Source organism: Rapidithrix thailandica (genome assembly GCF_039710355.1).
Classification (GTDB): domain Bacteria; phylum Bacteroidota; class Bacteroidia; order Cytophagales; family Flammeovirgaceae; genus Rapidithrix; species Rapidithrix thailandica.
Genome location: NZ_JBDKWZ010000005.1, coordinates 144,704 through 169,658 on the forward strand (window position 1 = coordinate 144,704; position 24,955 = coordinate 169,658).

General features: G+C 42.4%; 15 protein-coding genes. 8 read left to right on the forward strand and 7 right to left on the reverse strand.

Annotation, left to right across the window (positions count from 1 at the left end; genetic code table 11):
- Positions 1 to 163: 163 nt before the first annotated feature.
- Positions 164 to 3,838, forward strand: coding sequence for a T9SS type A sorting domain-containing protein (locus AAG747_RS10185; RefSeq protein ID WP_346821055.1), 3,675 nt, complete (start codon positions 164 to 166; stop codon positions 3,836 to 3,838).
- Between the two features lie 449 nt (positions 3,839 to 4,287).
- On the forward strand, positions 4,288 to 7,968 hold the full coding sequence (locus tag AAG747_RS10190) for an Ig-like domain-containing protein (RefSeq protein ID WP_346821056.1): 3,681 nt from the start codon (positions 4,288 to 4,290) through the stop codon (positions 7,966 to 7,968).
- Between the two features lie 59 nt (positions 7,969 to 8,027).
- Here the strand turns inward: AAG747_RS10190 and arsM are convergent, their stop codons facing one another.
- The 4 genes from arsM to AAG747_RS10210 all read right to left on the reverse strand — a co-directional run bounded on the left by arsM (position 8,028) and on the right by AAG747_RS10210 (position 13,415).
- Positions 8,028 to 8,996, reverse strand: a complete 969-nt coding sequence (gene arsM / locus AAG747_RS10195) for an arsenosugar biosynthesis arsenite methyltransferase ArsM (RefSeq protein ID WP_346821057.1) — start codon at positions 8,994 to 8,996, stop codon at positions 8,028 to 8,030.
- A 213-nt stretch (positions 8,997 to 9,209) separates the two neighbouring features.
- Positions 9,210 to 9,827, reverse strand: coding sequence for a bifunctional nicotinamidase/pyrazinamidase (pncA, locus tag AAG747_RS10200; protein ID WP_346821058.1), 618 nt, complete (start codon positions 9,825 to 9,827; stop codon positions 9,210 to 9,212).
- Between the two features lie 158 nt (positions 9,828 to 9,985).
- Positions 9,986 to 12,253 (reverse strand): aconitate hydratase, encoded by a 2,268-nt coding sequence (locus AAG747_RS10205; protein WP_346821059.1) that lies wholly within the window; start codon positions 12,251 to 12,253, stop codon positions 9,986 to 9,988.
- A 520-nt stretch (positions 12,254 to 12,773) separates the two neighbouring features.
- Complete coding sequence (locus tag AAG747_RS10210) at positions 12,774 to 13,415, reverse strand: hypothetical protein (RefSeq protein ID WP_346821060.1); 642 nt, start codon at positions 13,413 to 13,415, stop codon at positions 12,774 to 12,776.
- A 775-nt stretch (positions 13,416 to 14,190) separates the two neighbouring features.
- Between AAG747_RS10210 and AAG747_RS10215 the strand changes: the two genes are divergently transcribed.
- The 4 genes from AAG747_RS10215 (at position 14,191) to rseP (ending at position 19,545) form a co-directional block, all read left to right on the forward strand.
- On the forward strand, positions 14,191 to 15,567 hold the full coding sequence (locus AAG747_RS10215) for a sugar MFS transporter (protein WP_346821061.1): 1,377 nt from the start codon (positions 14,191 to 14,193) through the stop codon (positions 15,565 to 15,567).
- Between the two features lie 10 nt (positions 15,568 to 15,577).
- Positions 15,578 to 16,555, forward strand: coding sequence for an ROK family protein (locus tag AAG747_RS10220; protein WP_346821062.1), 978 nt, complete (start codon positions 15,578 to 15,580; stop codon positions 16,553 to 16,555).
- Positions 16,556 to 16,932: 377 nt separating this feature from the next.
- Positions 16,933 to 18,087 (forward strand): 1-deoxy-D-xylulose-5-phosphate reductoisomerase, encoded by a 1,155-nt coding sequence (locus AAG747_RS10225; protein ID WP_346821063.1) that lies wholly within the window; start codon positions 16,933 to 16,935, stop codon positions 18,085 to 18,087.
- A 129-nt stretch (positions 18,088 to 18,216) separates the two neighbouring features.
- Entirely contained in the window at positions 18,217 to 19,545 is a 1,329-nt protein-coding gene (gene rseP, locus AAG747_RS10230) for an RIP metalloprotease RseP (RefSeq protein ID WP_346821064.1), read from the forward strand.
- Between the two features lie 96 nt (positions 19,546 to 19,641).
- Here the strand turns inward: rseP and AAG747_RS10235 are convergent, their stop codons facing one another.
- A complete protein-coding gene (locus AAG747_RS10235) occupies positions 19,642 to 20,853 on the reverse strand; it encodes a glycosyltransferase family 4 protein (protein ID WP_346821065.1) in 1,212 nt (403 codons plus the stop codon).
- Positions 20,854 to 21,486: 633 nt separating this feature from the next.
- On the opposite strand from AAG747_RS10235, the gene AAG747_RS10240 reads away from it, so the two are divergent.
- Both AAG747_RS10240 and metK read left to right on the forward strand, forming a co-directional pair.
- A complete protein-coding gene (locus AAG747_RS10240; protein ID WP_346821066.1) occupies positions 21,487 to 22,185 on the forward strand; it encodes a hypothetical protein in 699 nt (232 codons plus the stop codon).
- Positions 22,186 to 22,204: 19 nt separating this feature from the next.
- Positions 22,205 to 23,482 carry a methionine adenosyltransferase gene (gene metK / locus AAG747_RS10245; protein ID WP_346821067.1) on the forward strand — a complete coding sequence of 426 codons (1,278 nt, stop codon included), beginning with the start codon at positions 22,205 to 22,207 and terminating at the stop codon, positions 23,480 to 23,482.
- A gap of 92 nt (positions 23,483 to 23,574) precedes the next feature.
- Here metK and AAG747_RS10250 read toward each other — a convergent pair whose 3' ends face one another.
- A complete protein-coding gene (locus AAG747_RS10250) occupies positions 23,575 to 23,790 on the reverse strand; it encodes a hypothetical protein (RefSeq protein WP_346821068.1) in 216 nt (71 codons plus the stop codon).
- 99 nt (positions 23,791 to 23,889) lie between these two features.
- Complete coding sequence (locus AAG747_RS10255; protein ID WP_346821069.1) at positions 23,890 to 24,699, reverse strand: alpha/beta fold hydrolase; 810 nt, start codon at positions 24,697 to 24,699, stop codon at positions 23,890 to 23,892.
- Positions 24,700 to 24,955 lie beyond the last annotated feature (256 nt).

Consider the following 24,955-nt stretch of genomic DNA (forward strand, 5'->3'; position numbering starts at 1 on the left):
GGGTATTAAGTTTTAGTTATTTAAGATTATTAACCAAATCAAATAAATTTAGTACCACTTAAAAGGTATTAAATTGTTATTTTTACATTCATGATAATTCAGCATGCAGCCCCACAAACTCTCCCCCTAATCATCACTTTTTTTTCTAAACCAATTCAACCCCATGAACAAATTAGCTGCTTATTTTTTGCGTTGTGTTGTCTTTGTATTTTTTTTCAATTTTTTCCATCCAGTGACCGCCCAATATTGGGAGGAAGTGGCCAAAGTGCTTCCTCGTCCCTATGCACATCCGAATTTTCTGCAAGAGTTTGGCTATGCTGTTGCCATACACGGAAATACTGCTATTGTAGGAGCTCCCAAAGATGAAATTTCCGGCTGGGAGAATGGTTCAGCCTATATTTTTGAATTCAGGGACAGTTCCTGGCAGAAAGTAGCCCGTTTGATGCCTGATGCTCCCAACAAGCCTTATCATGACCCTGGAAATTTCCGGCATTTTGGCCAAGAGGTTGCTATTTCTGAAAGTTTAATTTTGGTATCTTCGGCCTATGAAATACATGCGTTTTTTAAACCTGATTCGGGCTGGGTAGATATGCTGCCCAATTTACAAATTTTATTTACTCCTGATGAAGGTAGACGTAACCTGGCCCTTTCAGAAGATATGATTGTAATAGGAGATTTTGTGTATACAAAATCTAAATACTCGAATGATTGGGCTGGTAGTCTAGGTGATCCTGGAACTTATTTATCCACTTCAACAGGAGTAGAGCTTACAACAACGGTTGCGATCCACAGTGATCAAACCATTGCGATCAGAGGTGTGGACAATTTGATTTATGTATTTGAAAAGCCTGAAGACGGTTGGGCATATATGATGACTGAAACGGCTGTTCTAACCCCTTCTGATCCTGTGGAGAATATGCCATTCGGAACCTCTATTGCCATGGATGAAGAAACCATTGTTGTAGGTGCCCCTCAGGATTCTGTAGCGGGTAATGCGGAACAGGGTGCCCTTTATGTCTTTTCAAAATCGGATACCACTTGGGTGAATATGACCGAAACCGCCCGGCTTACTTGTTCTGATGGTGCTTCTTATGGACATTTTGGTAGTTGGGTATCCCTGGATAAAGATAGAATATTGAGTAAACAAAACAATGCATTCTATACATTTACCAAACCTACAGGAGGATGGATTTCTTCCACAGAAACGAAAAGGTTAGCTGTTCCCGATAGTCTTTTTAATGAGAATATTTCTGAAATCTGTGCTTATGGAGAAACTATTTTGATGGGAGTGCCGACAAAAACGGTGAACGGGCATGAGAATTTGGGCCTGGTTCATGTCCTTGGCTTTCAGGAGAATGGTATGGACACCTCTGTGACGGTTACACAAGTTTACCCGGAAGAAACCATCTGGGGGAATCTCAAAGAGTATTTTGGAAGTGCTATTGACATTGATCAAAATACAGCAGTGTTGGCGCAACATGGTATGAACAAGGGTGCTGACCTGGGACAAGTCTTTATTTACGAGTTTGAGAATGCAGCGTGGACCCAAGTGGCTACTCTCACTGCTTCCGTAACGGATTCGTTGGATATTTTTGGAGTGGAAGTGGCCGTTAAGGGGGATGTGGTTTTAGTTTCGGGTACCTATGAAAAGAAACAAGTGGTATACCTTTTTGAAAAACCGGACAGCGGTTGGGTAGACATGCATGAAACGGCTTTGCTTTCATCTTCTTTACCACCGGGAGAGGAAGATCGGTTTGGAAGTGAGTTAGCGATGTCAGACGATTTAATAGTGGTGGGTGATTGGGGGAAATACCTCGATTTTCCTGAGCAAGGAATTGTCTACCTGTATGAGAAGCCTGCCGGGGGATGGGTTAGCGCTCAAGAAACGGCTGTGCTGAAAGCCAGTAACGGGCATCAATGGGAAAGTTTTGGCAATTCCGTTGCTGTTGAGGAGGAGAGTGTTTTTGTAGGGGCATTAGGTCATTCTTACTCGGATACTTATTATACCAATGTAGGTTGTGTATATGTATTCCAAAAACCGGAAGGTGGTTGGACAAATATTACCGAAACCGCCATTCTTTCACCTTCATATCGTGATGTAGGTTCTTATTTTGGGGCTGATATTGCTGTTTCAGGGGGGATTCTTGTAGCAGGAGCCCCTGGAGTGGATACTTGGGATGACGATTCCTATCCTTTTGGTGGGCCTAATGGTGGCGCTTTGTACTTGTATGAAAAGCCCGTTTCCGGATGGGTGAATATGACTGAGACAGCCTTTTTGAAAGCAGTTGGTCCTTATGAAGATGATTATCTGGGAGGGTATGTAGCAATTGAAGGAGATTTCGTTTTTGGAATGGCTTCCACTAGTTTTCACCGGTATGGAAACGGTCGAGGAGAACTTCAGTACTTTATAAAACCTCAAGGGGGATGGTCCGGTACCGTAGAATCTGTGAGTACAATCATTGCATCAGATGCAAAAATTGAAAACTACTTCGGTACTTCAGTGGCCCTTTCAGGGGATAAAATGGTGGCAGGTGCCCCGGGTAATTTTGGAAATTCTTCGAAAAGTGGGGCTGTCTATTTTTTCCAGGCGAAGCCGGCAGAAATATGGGATATAAGGCCTTATTTTGCTAATCAAAGCAATAAAGCCGGAGATGTCATTTCTATTCAACTGCAGTTTTCTCAACCTGTAGAAGTTCAAAACCCGCAAGTTCCTCCCAAACTACTACTGGAAACCGGCGAAACCGACCGCTTTGCCATATACAAAGAGAACAACGGTACCGACAGATTTGTTTTTGAATACACGGTACAAGCGGGGGATTATGCCAAATGGCTGGATTACAAATCGGAAGAGGCCTTGGTGATCAGTGATAATGCCGGCATTATTTCCGCAAACGGATTGCCGGCCCGGCTTACCTTGCCTGCTCCGGGAACTGAGAATTCTTTAAGTAATAGACAAATTCTGGTAGATGCCATTCCTCCACAGTTTGCTTCGGTGAGTGAAGAGGATGACGGGTATTACAAACCCGGTGATTTCCTGACAATAAAAGTCGATATGAATGAAGCGGAATTGCTTCTTACTACAGACCTTTCTTCTGTCGATCATGACTTGAACACGGCGGCTGAATTTGCCGACTTGGGAAATGGATGGTATGAGTTGACCGTGGGCCCGCTAGATGCCGGCGGTAATATGCAGGAAGGTACTTTTCAAATTTCTGTCAAGGCGATGGATATTGTCGGTAATATCAGTCATGACAGCTCTTTGATGGTGATCACTGACAAAACCTCACCCTCCGTGCAGCTATATCCTCCCAAATACGAGCCTGTCACCAATGTTCCCTTTTTGGTTATGGCCTATTTTTCCGAACCTGTGTATGGTTTGGAACCTTCCGACTTTACCGTGCAAAACGGACAGGTCAACCAGTTGAAAGGTAGTGACCAGAAGTATAAGGTTTATGTCACACCCCAAGCCAATGGCCAGGTGCAAGTGCAATTACCACACAATGTGGTACAGGACCGGGCCGGAATGGCTAATCGGGAATCCAATTTGATCGAGGTCATATACCAAGGGCAAGGCAGTGTATTGGGCACTACAAAATTTGTTGATACTCCAAAGGTATTTCCCAACCCGGCTATACAAAGTCTGCACATTGGTATTTCGGAAGCACAAGCCTTGCCTGCATCCTTAAAAGTATATCACGCCAATGGAAAATTGGTTTGGGAAGAAACGCTTACCAAAAAGCACAGTACCATTCCCGTACATCAGTTGACCAAAGGTGTGTATATTCTTCAGATTGCTAATGCACAGGACAGGGTGGTCCGGCGCTTTGTCAAACAGTAACAGCCTTGTATGAGAAAACCGCTTCTTTAGAGGAAGCGGTTTTTTTTCAGAAAAATCTTCTTTGAAAATGTAAGATCAGCTTCTGGAAGTTACAATACTCCTCTTTCCTGTTTGTAGTAAGGTGTTAAGTTTTATTAAGAATATATTAGAAATTGACTTGTACACTTTGTTAGTGAATTTATTACCTTAGAATCCTGATTTTTTGATACAGTACAATTCCCTTTAATGAATCGCAATCTTCTATTAATTTATCACCTGATATCAAAATTTTACTTTTAGTAAATTACTCAATGACAAGCTGTTGTGAGTTGATTGGTGTTTTTTTGCTTCTTGCAAATCCATGATTCTTACTTCCTAATTACTATCGTTTTTTAAACTTATCACTCAAATTCATGTATACGCTCAAACCAAATCATTGGACCCTTATTCTTTGGATTAGTTTTTCACCAATGATCCTTTCTCATCGTACACAGGCACAGACTTTCGAACAAGTAGCAACATTGCTCCCTGCTCCCCATGAAAATTATAGTTTAAACCCTCAAATAGGCTCTTCCATTGCAATAGAGGGTGATCTGGCTATTGTAGGAGCGATTGGAGATGATCAGACAGGACCAAACAACGGAGCTGCTTATATCTTGCAGTTCGATGGTGAAACCTGGCAAAAAATGGCGAAGCTCACCGCTTCGGATGTAGGTTATGCAGAGAACTTCGGCAAAGCGGTAGCCCTTTGGGGAGACGTGGCTGTGGTAACCTCGGATAACAAAGCATACGCCTTTGAAAAGCCCTCAGAAGGTTGGACTGATATGATCGAGACCGCCAAACTCTCTAACCCTGGCGGAACATATGAAAATTTCGGTCAGTCAGTTAGCATTTTTGATGAAACGGTGGTGGTGGGGGTACCACAAAACCTACAAGCTTATGTAGGGGCTGGCAAATGTTATGTGTATTCCAAACCTTCCGGGGGTTGGCAAGACACTACTCCGGTTGCTACTCTGACCGCTTCCAACGGTTTTACCGGTGACCATTTCGGTTGGTCAGTAACCATGGATGACGAAGGCATTTTAGTCGGTGCCCCGGAAAAAGAAATAAACGGTTACTCTCAAAGTGGAGCGGTGTACGTTTTTGAAAATCAGTCCTCTTGGACTGATCAAACGGAGTTGTCTCAACTGGTTCCCTCGGAAAGTGGGGCCAAGGCCTTTGGGTACGCCTTGGCATTGTCCAATGGAACGAGCATCATTGGAGCCCCTCTCAAGCAAGTAAACGGCAGTCCGTCTCAGGGAGCCGTGTATGTATATACCCGGCCGGATTCAGGATGGGCAAAGGCCTCCGAAACAGCCCGGTTAACCGCCTCTGACGGAGAAAGCGGAGATCATTTTGGTCAGGCTGTAAGCCTGAATGATGGCTTAGCCTTAATAGGTGCACCGTTTAAAGAAATGGATTCGGGTGCAGCGTATATATTTGAAAAGCCGGAAAATGGCTGGACTACTTCAACAGAAACAGAGAAACTATGGGCATCTGATGGCAATACAAAGGATGTTTTTGGGACTGCAATCGCCATACACCCGCAGACAGCATTGGTCTGCGCCCCGCACAAAACCGTAGATACCAATGAAAAACAGGGGAGTGTGTACGTTTTTTCCCCCAATCAAACTGATTGGACCAGTGTTTCTGAAACAGAGCAATTGTCTTCTTTATTTACCCCTTTTGTCAACAACCTGGATGACCAATTTGGCATCTCCGTTGCCATTGATGGTACTACTGCCGTAGTCGGTATGGGAATGATGGATTTTCCCATAGATCTGGACAAAGGGCAAGTATTGGTATATGAATATGCGGAGGAGGCGTGGGAACTCAGTGCGGTACTTACTGCAACAGATGGAAGGTTGGGTGATAACTTTGGCTATTCAGTAGCCATTTCAAATCAAACAATTGTAGTAGGTGCTCCCAATAAAGAGGATGAAAAAGGAGCCGCCTATGTATTTGTACAACCTTCGGAAGGTTGGGGAAATATGCAGGAAACAGCCAAACTAACTCCTCAGCAAGGAAGTGCAAACGACCATTTCGGACATGCAGTGGCAATAGAGGAGAAGGTGATTGTAGTGGGAGCCCCGGACAAAGACGGGAATGGAAGTGATCAAGGCTTAGTGTATTTATTTGAAAAACCTTCCGGAGGTTGGGTCAATATGAATGAGACAGGACAGTTGGCCGCTTCCAATGCGGCCGATTTTGACCGCTTTGGCATGTCGGTAAGTATTGATGATGTAACAGTGACTGTAGGCGCTCCCTATAAAAATATCATGAGCCCTTATGATGCCACAGGAGGAGCTTATGTATTTGAAAAACCCGGAACTGGTTGGGGGGCGAGTCAAAACGAAACTGCTTTTTTAACTCCTACCATTCAGGAGTTCGGATCTTATCGCTTTGGTAATTCGGTAGCAGTGGATGGAACGACCGTAGTGGTAGGAGCTCCGGGGAAAGACTCAAGAGATGGTTATGAAATTAATGCGGGAGCTGCTTATGTTTACGAAAAACCTGATATGGGCTGGGAGAATATGACTGAAACGGCTATGTTAACCGCTGCCGGAGCTACGGAAGATGATGTCTTTGGTACTTCCGTGGCGATAGACCATGACCGTATTCTGATAGGAGCATTGAATTTAAACCCTTGGTATGGAATGGGACAAGGATCGTTTTACCTGTTTAACAAACCCAATTCGGGGTGGGCATCTACCCAAGGTGGTATGGTATATTTTGCTTCAAACCCCGCTCAAAATGACTTGTTTGGTTATGCCTTGGCCATTGACCAAGATAAAATTATAGTGGGAACACCTCAGAAGTATGCCCCGGACTGGGAAAGTGGTATTGCGTATTGTTTTCAGGCACAAACGGCCAGTGTGCAATATGTGGCTGCTACCAATAGCAATGGTGCCTACAAAGCAGGGGATACATTAACACTTCAGGTAGTATTCGATCAGTCTGTACAGATCGAAAACCCGGAGAGCCCTCCATCACTACTTTTGGAAACCGGAGAAACTGACCGTTACGCCGTGTATACGGAAGGAAGTGGTACCTCAAGGTTAACATTTGAATATGAAGTAATGCCAGGGGATGTTAATCAAGACTTGGATTATCAGTCTACCGATGCTTTGCAAGTGACGGGGAACACCCGGGTCGTAGCAGGAGGATTTGACGCGAATCTTGTATTGCCTGCTCCCGGCACTTCCGGGTCATTGGGAAGTGAAAAAGATTTGTGGGTAGATGCACAAGCACCTGTGTTTGTGAAAGTAGAAGATGAAGGAGATGGCAATTACCGGGCAGGGGAAAGGCTTACCTTGATGGCATCTCTCGGAGAAGCCGGTTTGAACTTGGAATCAGATCTGTCTTCTTTTGATACCGATTTTGGGACTTCGGTAGTATGGGATGATTTAGGTGATGGGTCCTATAGCATAAGTACTTCTGCACTGAATCAAGGCGGAAATATGCAGGAAGGAGATGTTCGTCTTACACTAAAGGCTACCGATGTGGCAGGTAATCAAACGGTTGATAGTTCTTTTGTCATCGCGCTAGACAAAACACTTCCTGTAGTGGTGTTACGTTCTGCGGTGTCCAGCCCAACGGTGGATTCACCCATTCGCTTTTCCGCTACATTTTCGGAAGAGGTGGAAGGTTTGGAAATGGAAGATTTTGAAGTAAGTAACGGTACGGTGACCCAGCTAAGAGGCGAAAGAGCAAAATATACCTTGGAAGTGACTCCGGACAAAGCCGGGGTAGTGAGTGTGTCCTTGATGGAAGCAAGTGTGACTGACTGGGTAGGAAATACCAATCAAAGCTCCAACAAGTTGGATATAGTGTATCAAGGGATGGTTGCCGGAAAAAAAGACAAACAGTTGGCTTCCGTCACTAAAGTATACCCGGTTCCGGCGGCAGATTGGTTGCAGGTGGAAGTTCCTTGGAGCAATGGGCAGGATTCAAAACTAATGGTGTATGATGTACACGGTACCGTATTTATCCGGGAGAATGTGGCCGATAAGGTGATTTCACTTCCGGTAAGTAACTTAAAGAAAGGCGTCTATGTATTACGTGTTTCCAATGATTATGGAACAGCTGTAAAACGCTTTGTCAAACGCTAAAAAGAGAAAGCTCCCCTCAAGATGCGTCTTGAGGGGAGCTTTTCAATACTGAAACTCAATTAACAACAACCTCCTCCATCATAAAAATAAGTGGAAGGAGTAATGAGAATATCTTTTCTTCCTAAAGCACCAAGTGCATTGGCTGTTTTATCACATACTGCCAATGGTTGGTTTTGGGCTAGTACATGTCCTTTCTGATCATCAAAATACGCTGCGCTTCCAAAGTAAATAGCCGTTTTTCCGGTGAAAACACAAGGACCGTCTTCAGGCATGGGATCTTTGATTGCACAAATCTCCACACTTTCGGTCAAGATCAATTGATCTATTGTATAATGCTCGGGAGACAGAACCCGGTAAGGACGCTTTGCACGCACTTCCACCGTTCCGAAACCAATACCGGTAATCAAATCAACATAGCTTTGTAGAGGAATGGCTCCGCTAAGGCACAGAGCCCGGAGTGTTTCATCGTTTTGGAGAGTGTCCGGAATAGGATCTTCAGAGATGGGATCGGAAAGTACCAACCGGCCGTATGGTTTTAACACCCGGTACATTTCTGCGAGTGCTTTGCGCAAATCTTCTTGTTTGAAAATATTGAACAGACAGTTCTGAGCGGCTACATCTATGCTCTTGTCTTCGATGGGTAAATGAAGGGCATCCCCCTTTCGCAAATCCACAAATTCTCTGGAAAACCAAGGGTTGAGAGTTTCTGCTTCTGTCATATTTTCAGAGCAAGCCGCGAGCATTTCATCCACTACATCTACTCCGATAACGCCTTGAGGTTTCCGGCTGAAATAGGAAAACTGTAAAAGCTCCATACCTCCACCCACTCCCACATACAAAATATTGGGGTCACGGACCAAATCACGGGGATGTACCGTACTTCCACAGCCATAGTTCATTTCCAGCATTCTTTGAGGAATGCTTAATCCCGGAAGTTGCCATACGGGAGTAGTAGTACAGCATAAGCCTACTTGAGGGCTTTCGGCAGCTTGTTTATATACTTCTTGGGTGGTTGCTAAATAAGACATTCTCGTATGGGTTAAATATTAGGTGAGTAATTTCAAACCCCTGAATACCTTTTCCGGAATTGATACCATTGGGGAAACATGGGGTATTTAAATGATTAACTGAATAATTGCCCTTCTTTTAAAAAAGAAAGTGATTGGCAAAGATCCGTAATTTTCAAAAAAATACCTGTCTGCCATTTGACATATACCCTTCCTTCCGGTGGAAAAAGAAGGTTACCCGACAAGTTCTTCACTGGTTAATAGTATTCCTCCGGCCTCTTGTACATTTTTGAACGCTTTTTCTACATCGCCCTCATTCAGGTCGACCCCTTTGGTCGCATCTTTCACCAAATACGTTTTAAAATTTACTTTCAAAGCATCTAACGCAGTATATTTTACACAATAGTCTGCGGCCAGTCCGGCAATATACACATCCTTGACCCCCTTGTCTTTTAAATATTCCTCCAGGCCGGTAGCTTTCCGATGGCCATTGTCGTAAAACCCACTGTAACTGTCGATATCGGTATCCGTCCCTTTGGAAAATACTCTACGGATACCTTTGGTATTCAGGCCTTCCACAAACTCCGCCCCTTGGGTATGTTGTACACAGTGCGTGGGCCACAGGATTTGATCCAAGCCATGTAAGTCGATGACATCTCCCACCTTTTTGCCGGGGTAGTTGTCCACAAAACTACCGTGATTTTTCGGATGCCAATCTTTGGTCGCCACCACCAGGTCAAAGGTGTCGATCAATTGGTTGACGGTGGGTATAATGCTTTCTCCTTGTGGCACTGCTAAGGCACCTCCTGTGACAAAATCATTTTGGATATCAACAACAATTAAAGCATTCATGGTTTTGATAGATTTATCAGTGAATATTCAAGTACAAGGTGAATATAAAAGAATAATCATTTATATGTAAAATCTAGCTTAAAGGAAGCAAGTTTCTTTTCTGAACAACAAAAAAGGACTGATTTTCATCAGTCCTTCGAGTATATTTTGGGGTGGGATTAATTGCCTCCTTGTTGCTTGATAAGGTTAAGCGCAGAACCTGCTTTGAACCACTCAATTTGAGCTTGGTTATATGTATGAGCTACTTCAAACTCATCTTTAGAACCGTCTTTGTGATTCAATACCACAGTCAGGTTGTTGTCAGGAGTAAATTTGTCCAAGTTGATGATATCGATGCTATCATCTTCCTGTACCTTGTCATAATCCTCCTTGTTCACAAAGGTAAGTGCTAACATTCCTTGCTTTTTCAAGTTGGTTTCGTGAATCCTTGCAAAAGATTTTACAATGATGGCTCTTACTCCCAAATGACGAGGCTCCATTGCCGCATGCTCTCTGGAAGAACCTTCCCCGTAGTTTTCATCTCCGAATACTACAGAACCTAATCCGGCGGCTTTGTAAGCTCTACCCGTTGCAGGCACTTCACCATACTCTCCGGTCAATTGGTTTTTCACCTCATTGGCCTTTTGGTTGTAAGCATTGATGGCTCCGATAAAGCAGTTATTAGAAATATTATCCAAATGGCCGCGGAAGCGCAACCAAGGACCTGCCATGGAGATGTGGTCGGTGGTACATTTGCCATGAGCTTTTAACAGTAATTTCAACCCTTTCAAGTCTTGGCCGTTCCAAGCGGCAAAACCTTCCAGTAACTGCAATCTTTCAGAATCCTCCTTTACGATTACCTCTACACCACTACCGTCTTCAGCAGGGGCTTGGTATCCGTTATCTTCTACGGCATATCCTTTTGCAGGTGCTTCCAAACCTTTCGGCTCGTCCAACATTACTTCTTCACCCTTTTCATTAAGCAATTTATCCTTCAACGGGTTGAACGTCAGGTCACCGGCAATCGCCAAGGCGGTCACCAGTTCCGGAGACGCCACAAAGGCGCGGGTAGCGGGGTTCCCGTCATTTCTTTTGGCAAAGTTACGGTTGAATGAAGTGATGATAGAGTTTGCTTTTTCAGGGTCGTCCGTATGTCTTGCCCATTGCCCGATACAAGGTCCGCAAGCATTCGCCATTACGACTCCGCCTATTTGCTCGAAGGTATCCAAAATACCATCTCTTTCTGCCGTGTAACGTACAGTTTCCGAACCGGGAGTGATGGTAAATTCTGATTTTACTTTTAATTGTTTGTCGATGGCTTGTTGTGCCAATGAAGCCGCACGGGTCAAATCTTCATAAGAAGAGTTGGTACAAGAACCGATCAATCCCACTTCTAACTTTTGAGGATAACCGTTTTCTTTTACCGCTTCGGCAAATTTAGAAAGCGGCCAAGCCAAGTCCGGAGTATAAGGGCCATTGATATGCGGCTCTAACTCGGAAAGGTTGATCTCAATTACCTGATCGTAGTATTTTTCAGGGTTGGCCATGACTTCATCGTCCGCTCTTAGGTTCTCACTGTTAGCATCTGCCAATTCAGCCACATCGCTTCTTCCGGTAGCTGCGAGGTATTCTTTCATTTTGCTGCTGTAAGCAAACAAAGAGGTAGTGGCTCCGATTTCAGCGCCCATATTGCAAATGGTTCCTTTTCCGGTGGCTGAAAGTGAATCGGCTCCTTCTCCAAAATATTCTACAATGCATCCGGTTCCTCCTTTTACGGTCAAGATCCCGGCCACTTTCAGGATAACATCTTTCGCAGAAACCCATCCGCTTAACTGACCGGTCAGTTTGATACCGATCAATTTCGGAAATTTCAGTTCCCAAGGCATTCCGGCCATGACATCTACCGCATCCGCACCTCCTACACCAATGGCGATCATTCCCAATCCCCCTGCATTAGGCGTGTGAGAGTCTGTGCCGATCATCATGGCACCCGGGAAGGCATAGTTTTCCAATACTACTTGGTGAATAATACCGGCACCTGGTTTCCAGAAGCCGATTCCGTATTTATTAGAAACCGACCCTAAGAAATCGTATACTTCTTTATTCGTATCGTTTGCTATTTTCAAATCTTCCGTAGCGCCCACTTTTGCTTGGATTAAGTGGTCGCAGTGAACAGTAGAAGGTACTGCTACTTTTTCCTTGCCCGCTTGCATAAATTGCAATAAAGCCATTTGTGCGGTTGCATCTTGCATGGCAACCCGGTCGGGAGCAAAGTCTACATAGGATTTACCTCTTTCATAGGCTTCCGTAGCATTTCCTTGATAAAGGTGGGCGTAAAGAATTTTTTCTGCAAGGGTAAGCGGGGTGCCAACCACTCGTCTAGCGTTTTCTATGCGTTCTCCCATTCTCGCATAGACAGATTTGATCATCTCAATATCGAATGCCATATACCAACTGTGGTTTAAGTTTGAAAATTGTTTCCCAAATTGTGTTATACAAAGCTACAAATTAATGCCTTATATTATATGAATACCGGTTTTCAAATTGAAACTCACTTACAATTTATACTCATTTGAAATAAATTCTCAACTTTTGAATATTGTTTGGGTTTTGTTTTTAGTGCTTTGCCCGAAAAAGCTTTTTGTGATATGCCACGCCTCCTCTCCGAAGTTCAATGCTATTTGTTTTTTGAGCGAGATGGCTTCTTAAAGTATGGTTAAAATTCGTCCTTCGCCTAAAGGATAAAGTTTAGGTATTACTCTACTTTAAAAATTCACTCCAAGGAAGATTTGTTTCTTTTAGGGAAAGTAAATAAATATTTTTTCTGAAAATTAGGAAGTCTGAAAAAAATATGGCAGGACCATCAACATACGGAAATGCAAAATGGCTGTATCGCTGGTGGGAGAAGGTAAAAACCAAAGGTGGACGCTACTACTATTTGTGAAGTCCACCTTTGGTTTTGGGAAATTAAAAAATAAATCCGAACCGGTAAACCAGCGGACTATTATAAATAGGGTTGTTAGAACTGGTTTTCATGGTGTTATACAGAAGCTTGAAATGAAACCAAACATTGGATGTGGTTTGGGTATATCCCAAACCTACAAAAGCAGAATCATGCCATCTGCGGTTCAAGTCAGAGCTGTATTGAGTGGAGGAAGATTTATAGCTAAGTTGTTCATATTCCGCATAAGGAAACAGAATAAAGTTCCCGATCTGGATGTCATAACGGGTATAGAGGCGAAAGCCATAAGCATTTGTCGTTAAACTGCTGTTACCGAAATAATACTTTTCGTAATGATACCGGTAAACAGGACTGATTCCCACCGAACCTAATGGAATTGGCCGGTAACCAATAATAGGGGCAAGTTCTATATCCGTAAAGTTGCTGGAAAGCAGAAAGCTGAAATCCAAGCCTAAATCAACCGATTCATTAAAGGTACGAGGTACTTTTTCCTCTGCCTCTTTTTCCTGTTGTACTTGGACGTTTGGTTCCGGTTCTTCCGTTTCTGGCTCTTCTGGTTTTACATAGTCATATGTTTGTGCAAGACTGGCAGTAGAGACAAAGCCCAACAAAAGACATATCCATAGAATTTTCATCCGATTGATCATATTGTTTGAGTTGTTATTTACCAATGATATTATTGTCTACATGTATTTGCCCAAAAGCAATTTTCCTTTTGACGCATTATAATCAGAGACACGCAAAGTTACGATTAGGACCAATTTTACAATTAATAAATAGGAAAAAATGCCTGCGGATTTGAGAAGCGGTATTTAATTAGTAAAATTGAAGGTAATTTGAATGAATAATCCTCTCCTTTAAACAACCATAGATATAACCACAGTGATTTTGAGGTAAATACAAAATCCTGTGATGATACTAGCCAAGGTGGGAGGTGAAATGCAATACAAAAAACTCACTGAAATGCTTCCTGTTACCTGCTAGGTAGAGTGGCTGATAACGTATAGGGTGTATTTACAAACCCTGTGCTATATTACCACTTCCGCTTTGTTTGTGTAATACGCGTCCCTCTTTTATTCTAGGATGCCATTGTCTTCACTATCAATTGGTTAAGTTACTGTTTTGCTACGTTGGCTTTGAGCAATCATTAAAACTCATCTCATGAATCAAGTCGGGGAAATACCACCATGGTCTGTCGGATACAGACAACTTGTACATTGCGGATCGAGGCGTATATTTGCGTAGCCGTGAGGTAAGCGACACGGTGAAATTGAAATATAGATTTGGGAATGAATACTAAACATTAAACGAAAAAAAATTATGGCAGGTGGAGTTGCACCAACGAGTTCACAGAGTAGTATGGCACAGCAAGAAAACAAAAGTTATACTGTGCCATTGATTGTTCTTACAACACTATTTTTTATGTGGGGATTTATCACGTGTATGAATGATATCCTCATTCCTTTTGTCAAGAAAATGTTTGAATTGTCCCGGGTCCAATCCCTTTTGGTGCAATTTGCTTTTTTTGGAGCTTATTTTATGGGTTCATTGATTTACTTCCTTATTTCCTCTAAAAAAGGAGACCCTATTTCAAAGATCGGTTATAAAAACGGCCTGTTGATCGGCCTGATCGTTTCGGCTTTGGGTTGTGCCTTATTGTATCCGGCTGCTGAAATTAAAATCTATGGGTTCTTTCTCGGTGCATTGTTTGTATTGGGTTTGGGGTTTACCATGTTGCAAATTTCTGCCAATCCATATGTAGCGATTTTAGGAAAACCGGAAACGGCCTCCAGCCGCTTGAATCTGTCTCAAGCCTTTAACTCTTTTGGGACTACTATTGCTCCGGTAATCGGGGGATATTTGGTCTTCCACTTTTTTGCTACTTGGGGTGAGCCGTTACTGAATAAAATCGGTGATCCGATTACCACGGATGACGGAGGACCTATGTCCGCGTTGGGTGTACAATTGCCGTATCTGATTTTTGCGGGTATTTTCCTTTTGTTAGCGCTTTTGATCAAGGTAACGAATTTGCCCCGCTTTACAGGAGAAGAGCAAGTGGTAAGCGGTTTGGGAGCCTTGAAACATTCGCATTTGGTCTTGGGGATGGTTGCCATCTTTATGTATGTAGGAGGAGAAGTGAGTATCGGTAGCGTGTTGATTAATTATATGAAAGAGCAAGTCGGGTTCACGGAGCGTGTTGCCTCATCTTATTTGGCTTTCTACTGGGGTGGTGCTATGATCGGCCGCTTTTTAGGAGCTATTTCGCTGAGCGATATGGCAAGCGAAGGCAAGAGAAATTTGTATATGATCGGTGCCGCGGTAGCTTCCTTTTTGGTGATTTACGGGGTTGTATATATTGAGAGTGGTTTTGAGTTCGAGCTCAGTCAGGTGTATCCTTATATGTTGATCATGGTGGTGAACTTTATCGGCTTTAAAATTGGTAAAGGAGCACCTTCCCGTACGTTATTGGTATTCTCCTTAGCCGCTATTGTATTATTGTGTACAACTTTGGCAACGACAGGTATGCTGGCCATTTGGACGGTGATTGGGATTGGTTTGTTTAACTCCATCATGTGGTCCAATATCTTTACTTTGGCAATCAAAGACTTAGGAAAATATACTTCACAAGGTTCGTCTCTTTTAATCATGATGATTTTGGGAGGAGCCTTAATGCCCTTGGTCCAAGGCTCAGTGGCCGATATGTTAGGGGGCTACCATTATTCATTCTTTATTCCGATCATCTCATATGTCTATTTGGCATTTTATGGATGGAAAGGTCATATCGTAAAAAAATCATAAGCGAAAAATCATGAGTAAGAAAGAGGTTACATTGGGAATTGACATTGGAGGTACCAATACAAAATTGGGATTGGTGGACAGGCAAGGGGCTTCCATTATTACAGACAGTATCAAAACCTATGCTCAAGAACCTGCAGATCATTTTGTCCCTCGGCTTGCTGAGGCTTGTTTTGCCTTGATCAATAAGGTAAGCGATCAGGTAGAAGTATTGGCCGTAGGAGTAGGGGTCCCCAATGGAAATTATTATCATGGAACGGTAGAAGATGCCCCGAATTTGCGCTGGGGAAAATACGTGCCCTTGGCCCAAATGATTCAGGATGCCATCAACCTGCCCGTAGCATTGACCAACGATGCCAATGCGGCAGCCATTGGAGAAAAGAAATTTGGGGTAGCCAAAGACTTTGATGACTTCGTAGTCATTACCTTAGGTACTGGATTGGGGAGTGGTATATATGTGAACGGAAGTTTGGTCTACGGGCACGATGGTTTTGCCGGAGAGCTGGGGCACACTACGGTTTTCCTGGATGGGCGAGATTGTCCGACAGCCAGAAAAGGCTCCTTGGAAACCTACGTTTCGGCCACCGGAATTAAACGTACGGTTTTTGAATTGCTCGCCAAACGCATTGAGCCAAGTGTATTGCGCGATTATAGCTACAATATGCTGGAAGCCAAACATATTACGGAGGCCGCTTTGGATGGTGATCCTATCGCGATAGAGGCTTTTGACTATACCGGAAGAATCCTCGGGTTAAAATTATCGGATGCCATTGCACATACCAGTCCGGAAGCCTTTATTCTTTTTGGAGGATTGGCCAATGCGGGAGATTTGATTTTGAACCCGACCAAAAAATATATGGAAGAATATAACCTGGGTATCTATAAAAATAAGGTGAAAGTACTGTTATCAGACCTGAAAGGAGACAACACAGCGGTGTTGGGGGCTAGTGCACTTGCCTGGGACGAATACGAAAAAAAACTAAAAAAATAGGGTTAGTAATCGAGAAGGAAGTGTAAAGGACTAAATGTCTTTACAAATCCTGGTTTTGAAAAACTCATAGAGAAGCCGGTGGATATGCCGGCTTTTTTTACGAATAAGGAATTGCAAGATAGGTGGTTGCCCTGGGCTTGAATGCTTAAAACCTTCAATTCTAAACAATAATTTGTAAATTACGCCTTGGTTAGGATGCCTGTCCTTAGAGGGCAGGTTTTTTAGCATGTATGGTTTTAAGTATTCAAGCATACAGGAGGTAAATATCAGCAGTAGCTGAAGGGTATTTTTTAGAAAAGTATAACTCAGAATTTGTCATCAGAGTAGGCGGCTCAATTACCAGAAACGCCTCCATAGTATATCTGCTTAATTTTTTTATGGGGAAGAAGAAAGGAATTGCCATTTTAGGCTCAACAGGCTCTATAGGCACTCAGGCACTAGAAGTTATCGAAAGTAAGCCGGAGCATTTTGGAGTGGAAGTATTGACTGCCCAAAACAATGTGGCATTATTGATCGAGCAATGCCGTAAATTTCAACCCAAGGCAGCCGTCATTGGTAATGAAGCGCATTATCCTGTGTTAAAAGAGGCCTTGGCAGGTACGGCCATCGAAGTGATGGCAGGTAGCCATGCGTTGTGTGAAGTGGTGCAAAGAGATTCGGTGGATATGGTATTGACGGCCTTGGTGGGATATTCAGGGCTAAAACCAACCATTTCAGCCATCGAAAGCCAAAAAGATATTGCCTTAGCCAATAAAGAAACCTTGGTGGTGGCAGGACAATTGATTACTTCTTTGGCCGTACAACATAAGGTGAATATATTGCCTGTGGATTCAGAGCATTCGGCTATTTTCCAATGTTTGGTAGGGGAGGAGCAAAATCCGATTGAAAAAATTATATTGACGGCTTCGGGAGGACCCTTCCGGGGGAAGAGCCGCGAAGAGTTAGCTGTAGTTACCAGAAAACAGGCCCTTAAACATCCTAATTGGGAGATGGGGGCGAAAATTACTATTGATTCGGCCAGTTTGATGAACAAGGGGCTGGAAGTGATCGAAGCAAAGTGGCTGTTTGATTTGGAACTTTCACAAATTGAAGTCATTATTCATCCTCAATCCATTGTACATTCACTTGTACAGTTTGAAGACGGAAGTATCAAAGCTCAATTAGGCTTGCCGGATATGAAACTGCCCATTCAATATGCCATGGCTTATCCGGAAAGGTTGCCTACTACCTTTGAGCGTTTTAACTTTGTCAATTATCCGTCACTAACATTTGAACAGCCAGACCGGGAGACATTCCGGAATTTACAACTGGCTTTTGATGCCTTGGAAGCCGGGGGAAATATACCTTGTATCTTAAATGCTGCTAATGAGATTGCTGTTGCGCGGTTTTTGAAAGAAGAGGTAGGCTTTTTGCAGATAGCCGAATTGAATGAAGCCTGTATGCAGCAAATTCAATACATAGGAGCACCCTCTTATCAGGATTTTGTTGAAACGGATAAATTGACCCGGCAATTGGCCCGCGACTTATTTTAATCTTACGGTAAGTGAAATTCAGAGTTATCTTGAACGGGTATGATTGCAAATTGTTGATAACAAATAAGTTGATTCTTTAATAAATTAAGTACAGGTACTTAGATTATCTAAATTTTTTAAATGTAAAGCATGGAAGGATTAATCATGACAGCTCAGCTTTTGTTGGGATTGTGCATTTTGGTGGGATTGCACGAGCTGGGGCACATGTTAGCCGCGAAAGCTTTTGGGATGAAAGTGGAAAAGTTCTCAATAGGATTTCCGCCCAAAATCTTTGGCTTTAAAATAGGAGAAACCGAGTATTCTTTGGGCGCTTTGCCGTTGGGAGGCTTTGTGAAAATTTCAGGAATGATTGATGAATCTCTGGATACCAATTATCTCAAATCAGAACCGGAACCTTGGGAATATCGCGCTAAACCAGCCTGGCAACGGTTAATTGTGATGATGGGAGGGATTATCATGAATATTATTACCGGAATTGTGGTGTTTATCTGCGTTGTCTATTTTTACGGAGATACGTATTACTCCGTGGATGAAGTGAACAAACACGGAATTTATGTCAATGAGATCGGACGCGAAATGGGCTTGGAACGGGGAGACAAAGTCATCAAACTGAATGGGAAGAGCTTTGATAATTTCGATGAAGTGCGAAACCCTAATTTTTTGCTGGCGGAGGGAAGTTACTATACCATATTGCGCAAGGGACGGGAAATTGATATTCATATCCCTTCTGATTTAATTGAGAAATTAAGTGAAAAAGACGTAGACCGGAATTTTATCGATGCATTAAAGCCTTTTTTGGTCAATAAGGTAGAAGACGGAACCCCTGCGGCAAGAGCCGGATTACAAAAAGGGGATAAGATAATTGCAGTGGATGGTGAGCCGGTCCCCTATTTTCAGGATTTGCAAAAAATACTTTACCGTAATTCCGGAAAAAATATTGACCTGAAAGTAGCGAGAAGTCAAAAGGATGCAATCGATACCTTACAACTTTCTTCGGAAGTAACCGAAAAGGGTACCTTAGGCTTTTATCCGGCCTGGGATTTAGAAGTATCCCGTACCCATTATACTTTTGTAGAGTCCATTCCCAAAGGAACGAAAGAAGCTTTCGGAGTGATCATCATTCAGCTGAAAGCTTTCAAGAAAATTCTCAAAGGAGAAGTTTCCGCTTCGAAGTCACTAAGTGGGCCTATAGGGATCGCCCAGTTTTTCGGAGGAGTCTGGAATTGGACACACTTCTGGATGATCACAGGGATGCTTTCAATGGTATTGGCGTTTATGAACTTCCTGCCGATCCCAGCGTTGGATGGTGGTCATGTAGTATTCTTATCCTATGAAATTATTTCGGGAAGGCCTCCCTCCGATAAATTCCTGGAAGGGGCTCAAAAAGTTGGAATGTTCTTGTTGTTGGGCATTATGGTTTTCGCCTTTGGCAACGATATTTATAAATGGCTTTTCTAAATAAGGGTAAAAGGAACGGCTATTTTCACAAAGGCCTCGCTTGATTTCAAGCGAGGCCTTTGTGATTGAGAACTAAAGATTCGAAAACGTCTTTGTTTAATCTTGGTTTTCTAGCTCGGCTGTAACGGCTACTTGTAAATGAGGGATTTTTGAAATTGATGTATGGCTTGTTTTTGGTATATATTTTCGGTTTAGACATTGGTAGATAGCCTGAAAATATTTGTTGATAACGATTTGTTGATCAAACTGACTGACGGCTAAAGTGCGGCTGTTTTTACGGAACTCTTCCAAGGTAGACTGAGGTGTTTGCCACATTTTTTCCAGTGCATTTGCCAGGCCTTCAGCATCTTTGGCCGGGCACAAGTAACCGTTTACACTTTCATATACTACCTCTTTGCATCCGGGTACATCGGTAGCCACCAATGGTTTGCCCATACTGGCCGCTTCTAATAAAGACCTTGGCGTGCCCTCTCTGTAAGAAGGAAGCACCACACAGTCGGCTTTGGCAATGTAGGGGCGTACATCTGCCACCCTACCTAAGTATTCTAGAAGACCCTCCTGTTGCCAGGTTTTCACTTGGGTCAACGGAATACCTAAGCCGGCTGCATTTTCTATATCTCCCAACAGTTGGAATTTTGCTTTTACACGACCTTCTTTTCGCAATTTGCGAATGGCATCCACATATTCAAGAATCCCTTTATCATACAGCAAACGAGCAACCAACAGAAAGGTAAAGGACGACTGGTTGGCTTCATTATCACTTTGTTCTACAGGACTGAAATGGTGGATGTCTACCCCTGAACCCGGCAATAAGTCTGTGATCTTTTCTGATACCAGAGCTTGTTGTAGAAAAATTTTCCGGTCGTCCTGGTTTTGGAAAAAGACTACTTTGGGTAGGCGAAATGAATAGCGGTATAAGGTCTTGGCAATGTAAGATTTGTAATTTTCTCTTAGAAAAACCGTACCCAAACCTGTCACGTTATTGATGACCGGAATACCTGCGAGTGCAGCTGCTACGCTTCCGTAAATATTGGGCTTGATGGTAAAATGAAGTACAATATCCAGAGACGATTTGGTATAAACTTTATATAAATCGTAAACAAGCCGCAAATCTGAAATGGGATTGGAACTCTTACGGTATACCCTGATAGCTTGATATTCACATCCCATTTGTTCTAATAAAGGAGAAAAATCATCTCTAGGCGCGATAGCAACTACTTCATGTCCTTCTTCCAGTAAACGCTTGATGAGGCCTTTGCGGAAGTTATAGATATTCCATGAAGTGTTAATAACTATTCCGATTCGCATAATTAAAAAAATACAGAGGTTTAAGTTAGTGTAATTAGTTTTATGCCGGATTATGCGCTACACATATTCCTCCACCTTTACTTATTTTAAGAATTGGTTCTCTTCTTTCAAAAAAGAAAACAGGGATTAAAAATCAGTTTGGCGAAAGGACCTAAGTGGCAGTTATAGCCCTTTGTTAATCGAAAGTTGCTTGTCTTTAACTGTCTTGCTCACCATTCGGGCAAAAGCCAATGATGAAAGGAAGACTTGAATAGTTGTTTTTTGGAAGATCCGATAGTAATCTTAGAGTGTGCTCTCCTATGATCTTTTCAAAAATACTCACTTAAGAATGTGCTCTATCTACAAAAATTATTCCTTTTGAAAAAAATAAGTAAGCATGTATACAAATAAAAAAAAAAAACTTAGTAATGTCTATTAAGTATTCAAAATATGAAAAACCTTAGCAGAAAATTAATGTAATGTTGTAAGGGAATTTCCTTGTTTCGTAGAGAGAATTCCTTTTAATTTGTTGCCAATGAGAGACTTTCAGAAGGTGATGTATATTTATTGAAATAGAAGTGAATGCAATTCCTTTTGTGAACTTTCTGATTAAGTACTATTCATTTTTTATCTTTGCTGCTTGAATGTAAGGTGATGAGATTTTTTTTAGGGATTTTAGTAGCATGTTGTTTCTCATCTTGTTATGAGATCCGGGAGTTAGTTCATATTAATATAGATGGCTCCGGGCGCTATGAGTTACAGTTAGATTTTACTCATAGTAAATTGGAGCTGTCCAGGCTAACAGCTTTGACAAAGGAGGAGGCGGCTTTATTGGGAGTGTCTCGTAATCCGTTTTCTGTGTTGGATTCCGTGTTTAAAGAAGGAGCGGCAACCTTAAATTCCCTTCCGGGCATTGTAGGGGCTGTAAGCACAAATGATCCCCTCAATTTTAAATATGGTATTACTTTCGAATTTTATGATGTGGACATATTAAATTCCGCACTGACGCATTTAGACAGCCGGGAATTTGAAAGTCCGCCTGTATATTATGAATATAACCTGAAAGGGAAGTTTTCCAAATCCAGGCAACAGGTGTTTGCCCATTTGATGGAAGTGTTTCCCTCTCAGCAAGAAGATTTACCTGATGAAGTCAGGCAATATTTTGAGCAGCTGTATAACTCTATGACCTATAAGCTGATTTTATCCACGGAAGGGAAAATCAAACGCTCTGTCAATGACAATGCCATCGTATCCGTGGACCGAAAACAATTATTGTTTACAGCATTTGTCAGAGAGTTACAAGAAGAAGAGGTCGATTGGGAAAATACAGTTAAATTTAAAACAAAACGCTAGTTTCTTAATTTCAAGATTTATGTCATATTTATTCACTTCAGAGTCAGTATCAGAAGGACATCCTGATAAGATAGCAGACCAAATCTCGGATGCTATCCTGGATTCCATGTTAAGTCAGGATCCGGATTCAAGAGTAGCCTGTGAAACGATGGTTACTACCGGTTTGGTCGTAGTTGCAGGGGAGGTCACCACAAATGCCTATGTGGAAATTCCCGATATCGTAAGAGAAACCATTAAAAAAATTGGATATACCAAAAACGATTACAGCTTTGATTCCGAGTCATGTGGTGTGATGGGAGCGCTGCACAGCCAGTCACCGGATATTGCGCAGGGAGTGAATGAAGGACAGGGAATCGATAAAGATCAGGGAGCTGGTGATCAAGGGATGATGTTTGGGTATGCGACCAACGAAACCCCCGAATACATGCCTATGGCTTTGGCGTATTCGCATCGTTTGGTAAAAGAATTGGCCAAAATCCGGAAGGAAGAGCCGGAGTTGATGTCCTATTTGCGTCCGGATGCCAAAGCCCAAGTTACTATTGAATACGGAGGGGATCACAATCCTTTAAGAGTACATACCATTGTAGTATCTACCCAACACGATGACTTTGCCAATGAGCCGCAAATGTTAGCAAAAATTCAGGAGGATATCCGTTCGATTGTAATTCCCAGGGTAATTCCTGACAAATTCCTGGATGAAAAAACGATCTTCCATATCAATCCTACAGGTAAGTTTGTGATTGGCGGGCCTCACGGTGATGCCGGATTAACCGGGCGTAAGATCATTGTAGATACGTATGGTGGAAAAGGAGCTCACGGGGGCGGTGCTTTTTCCGGAAAAGATGCTTCTAAGGTTGATCGTAGTGCGGCTTATGCTGCCCGGCACATCGCAAAAAACCTGGTGGCTGCCGGTATCGCTGACGAGGCCTTGGTACAAGTTGCGTATGCCATTGGTGTCTCCAATCCCGTATCCTTGAATATCAATACCTATAATAGCTCGAAGGTAGACTTGACGGATGCTGAAATCGCGGAAAAAGTAGCACATATCTTTGATATGCGCCCGAAAGCTATTGTGGATCGTTTAGGGCTGAAATATCCGATTTTCTCCGAAACAGCGGCTTATGGCCACATGGGGAGAGAGCCGTATAAGAAAGAGATCGATTTGTTCTATGTAGAACTGGAAGAAAAAAACGGACAGAGAAGGGAAGTAAGAACGAAAACTGTCAAAGAAGTGGAGTTCTTTACATGGGAAAAATTAGATTATGTAGACAAATTGAAAGAAGTATTTGATCTGTAGTGATTCGAGTACATTATCATCATAAAACAAGAGCCTGGTATTTTTCAAATATCAGGCTTTTTTTGAACGTAATTAAAACCTACTATCGTTTTTTAATACATAAAATGAATGGTATCATCTTCCTCATCAGATTTATACCCAAAGCGCTCTTTCAATTTTTTATCCACGACATGTTTATTCAGAAAAAGATTGACTTCTTCTATAGACTTACTCCATTTCACTTCTCCCAATTCATTAATATAAATATCAAACCCTTTTAATTCGGGATGCACTTTTGGCTTATCAGTTTTCCCGTTTGGCTTTTTCATTTGTCGGTGCATTTTAATAAAGTAAACCGGATTGTATCGAGACTATCTTAGCTCTATATCCCTTTATAAATTTAAGGAATAAATTTTTGAAATTCTATTTTACTCTTGTCTTGAAAAGGTACGAATTGAATGGAGAATAATGGAAATGATTTGCTTTTCTTCTTTCCAGGGAATAAAGTGATTGGCATTGGGCAAAGAGATGATTTTTAAAGGTACATGTCCCAGCATTTTTCGAGAAAACTCCACATTGAGGTAGGGAACAATTTGATCTTTGTTTCCGTGTACATGCCAAACCGGAATGCATATTTTTTCCCAGTAAGGAAGCATTTCTCGCAATTCCTCCTCATGTGTGAATTTTTCATCTGCGGCTACTTTAAACGAACGGGGAGAGAGCCAGTGAAAAGGAAATGTACGGGGAAGGTTTGAAAACCAAAAGATTTTTTCCAGGTCCGGGTCTATGGCAGGAGACAACATAATGAGGTGGTTTGCTAATTCGGGAAAATCCATGGCAAGCCGGGCGGCGATAGTTCCTCCATACGAATGCCCCACAAGTACTACCGGATGGGAAGCCGAATGAAACTTTTGAAGTATGGGTTGGAGCAAGCGGGCTTGCTCTTGTATTGACGTAATGGATTTCCCAAAATCAGAGTATCCATAGCCTGGCCGGTCTACCGAAACAAGCCGGGCATGAGCCAATAGTTTAGGGTGCTGAAGGTAAGTATAAAAGGCATCCGAAGAACCTGGGGCTCCATGGATAAACAGAAGGGTTATTTTCGGTTTTTGTGCTTTTAACTGAGTGCTTACATAGCGGATTTGATGCCCCTGATAGGTATATTTTTCTATAGTGTATGCAAAGGATTTACTCGAAAAGCTCTTTGTGATTTGTTTATCACTGGTGCGAAATTGCATACAGCCTGAAGTTAGCAAAAGGAGAAACAACAGATAATAATGAACTCTCATAAATTATCTCAAAAAAATAAGTACTAAAACCGGGAGAGGATATGCAATATACCTTACAAGGATAAAAACAGAAGAATTGGTTCCTTTGATGCCAAGGTTTGACTATGCACCTAGCCTGGGCAGGTAGGAGTATTTGAGAAAATCACACTGGATTTAACAAAATTAAATAACTACCTTGTAAGTAGTATTTTACATAGAATTAATT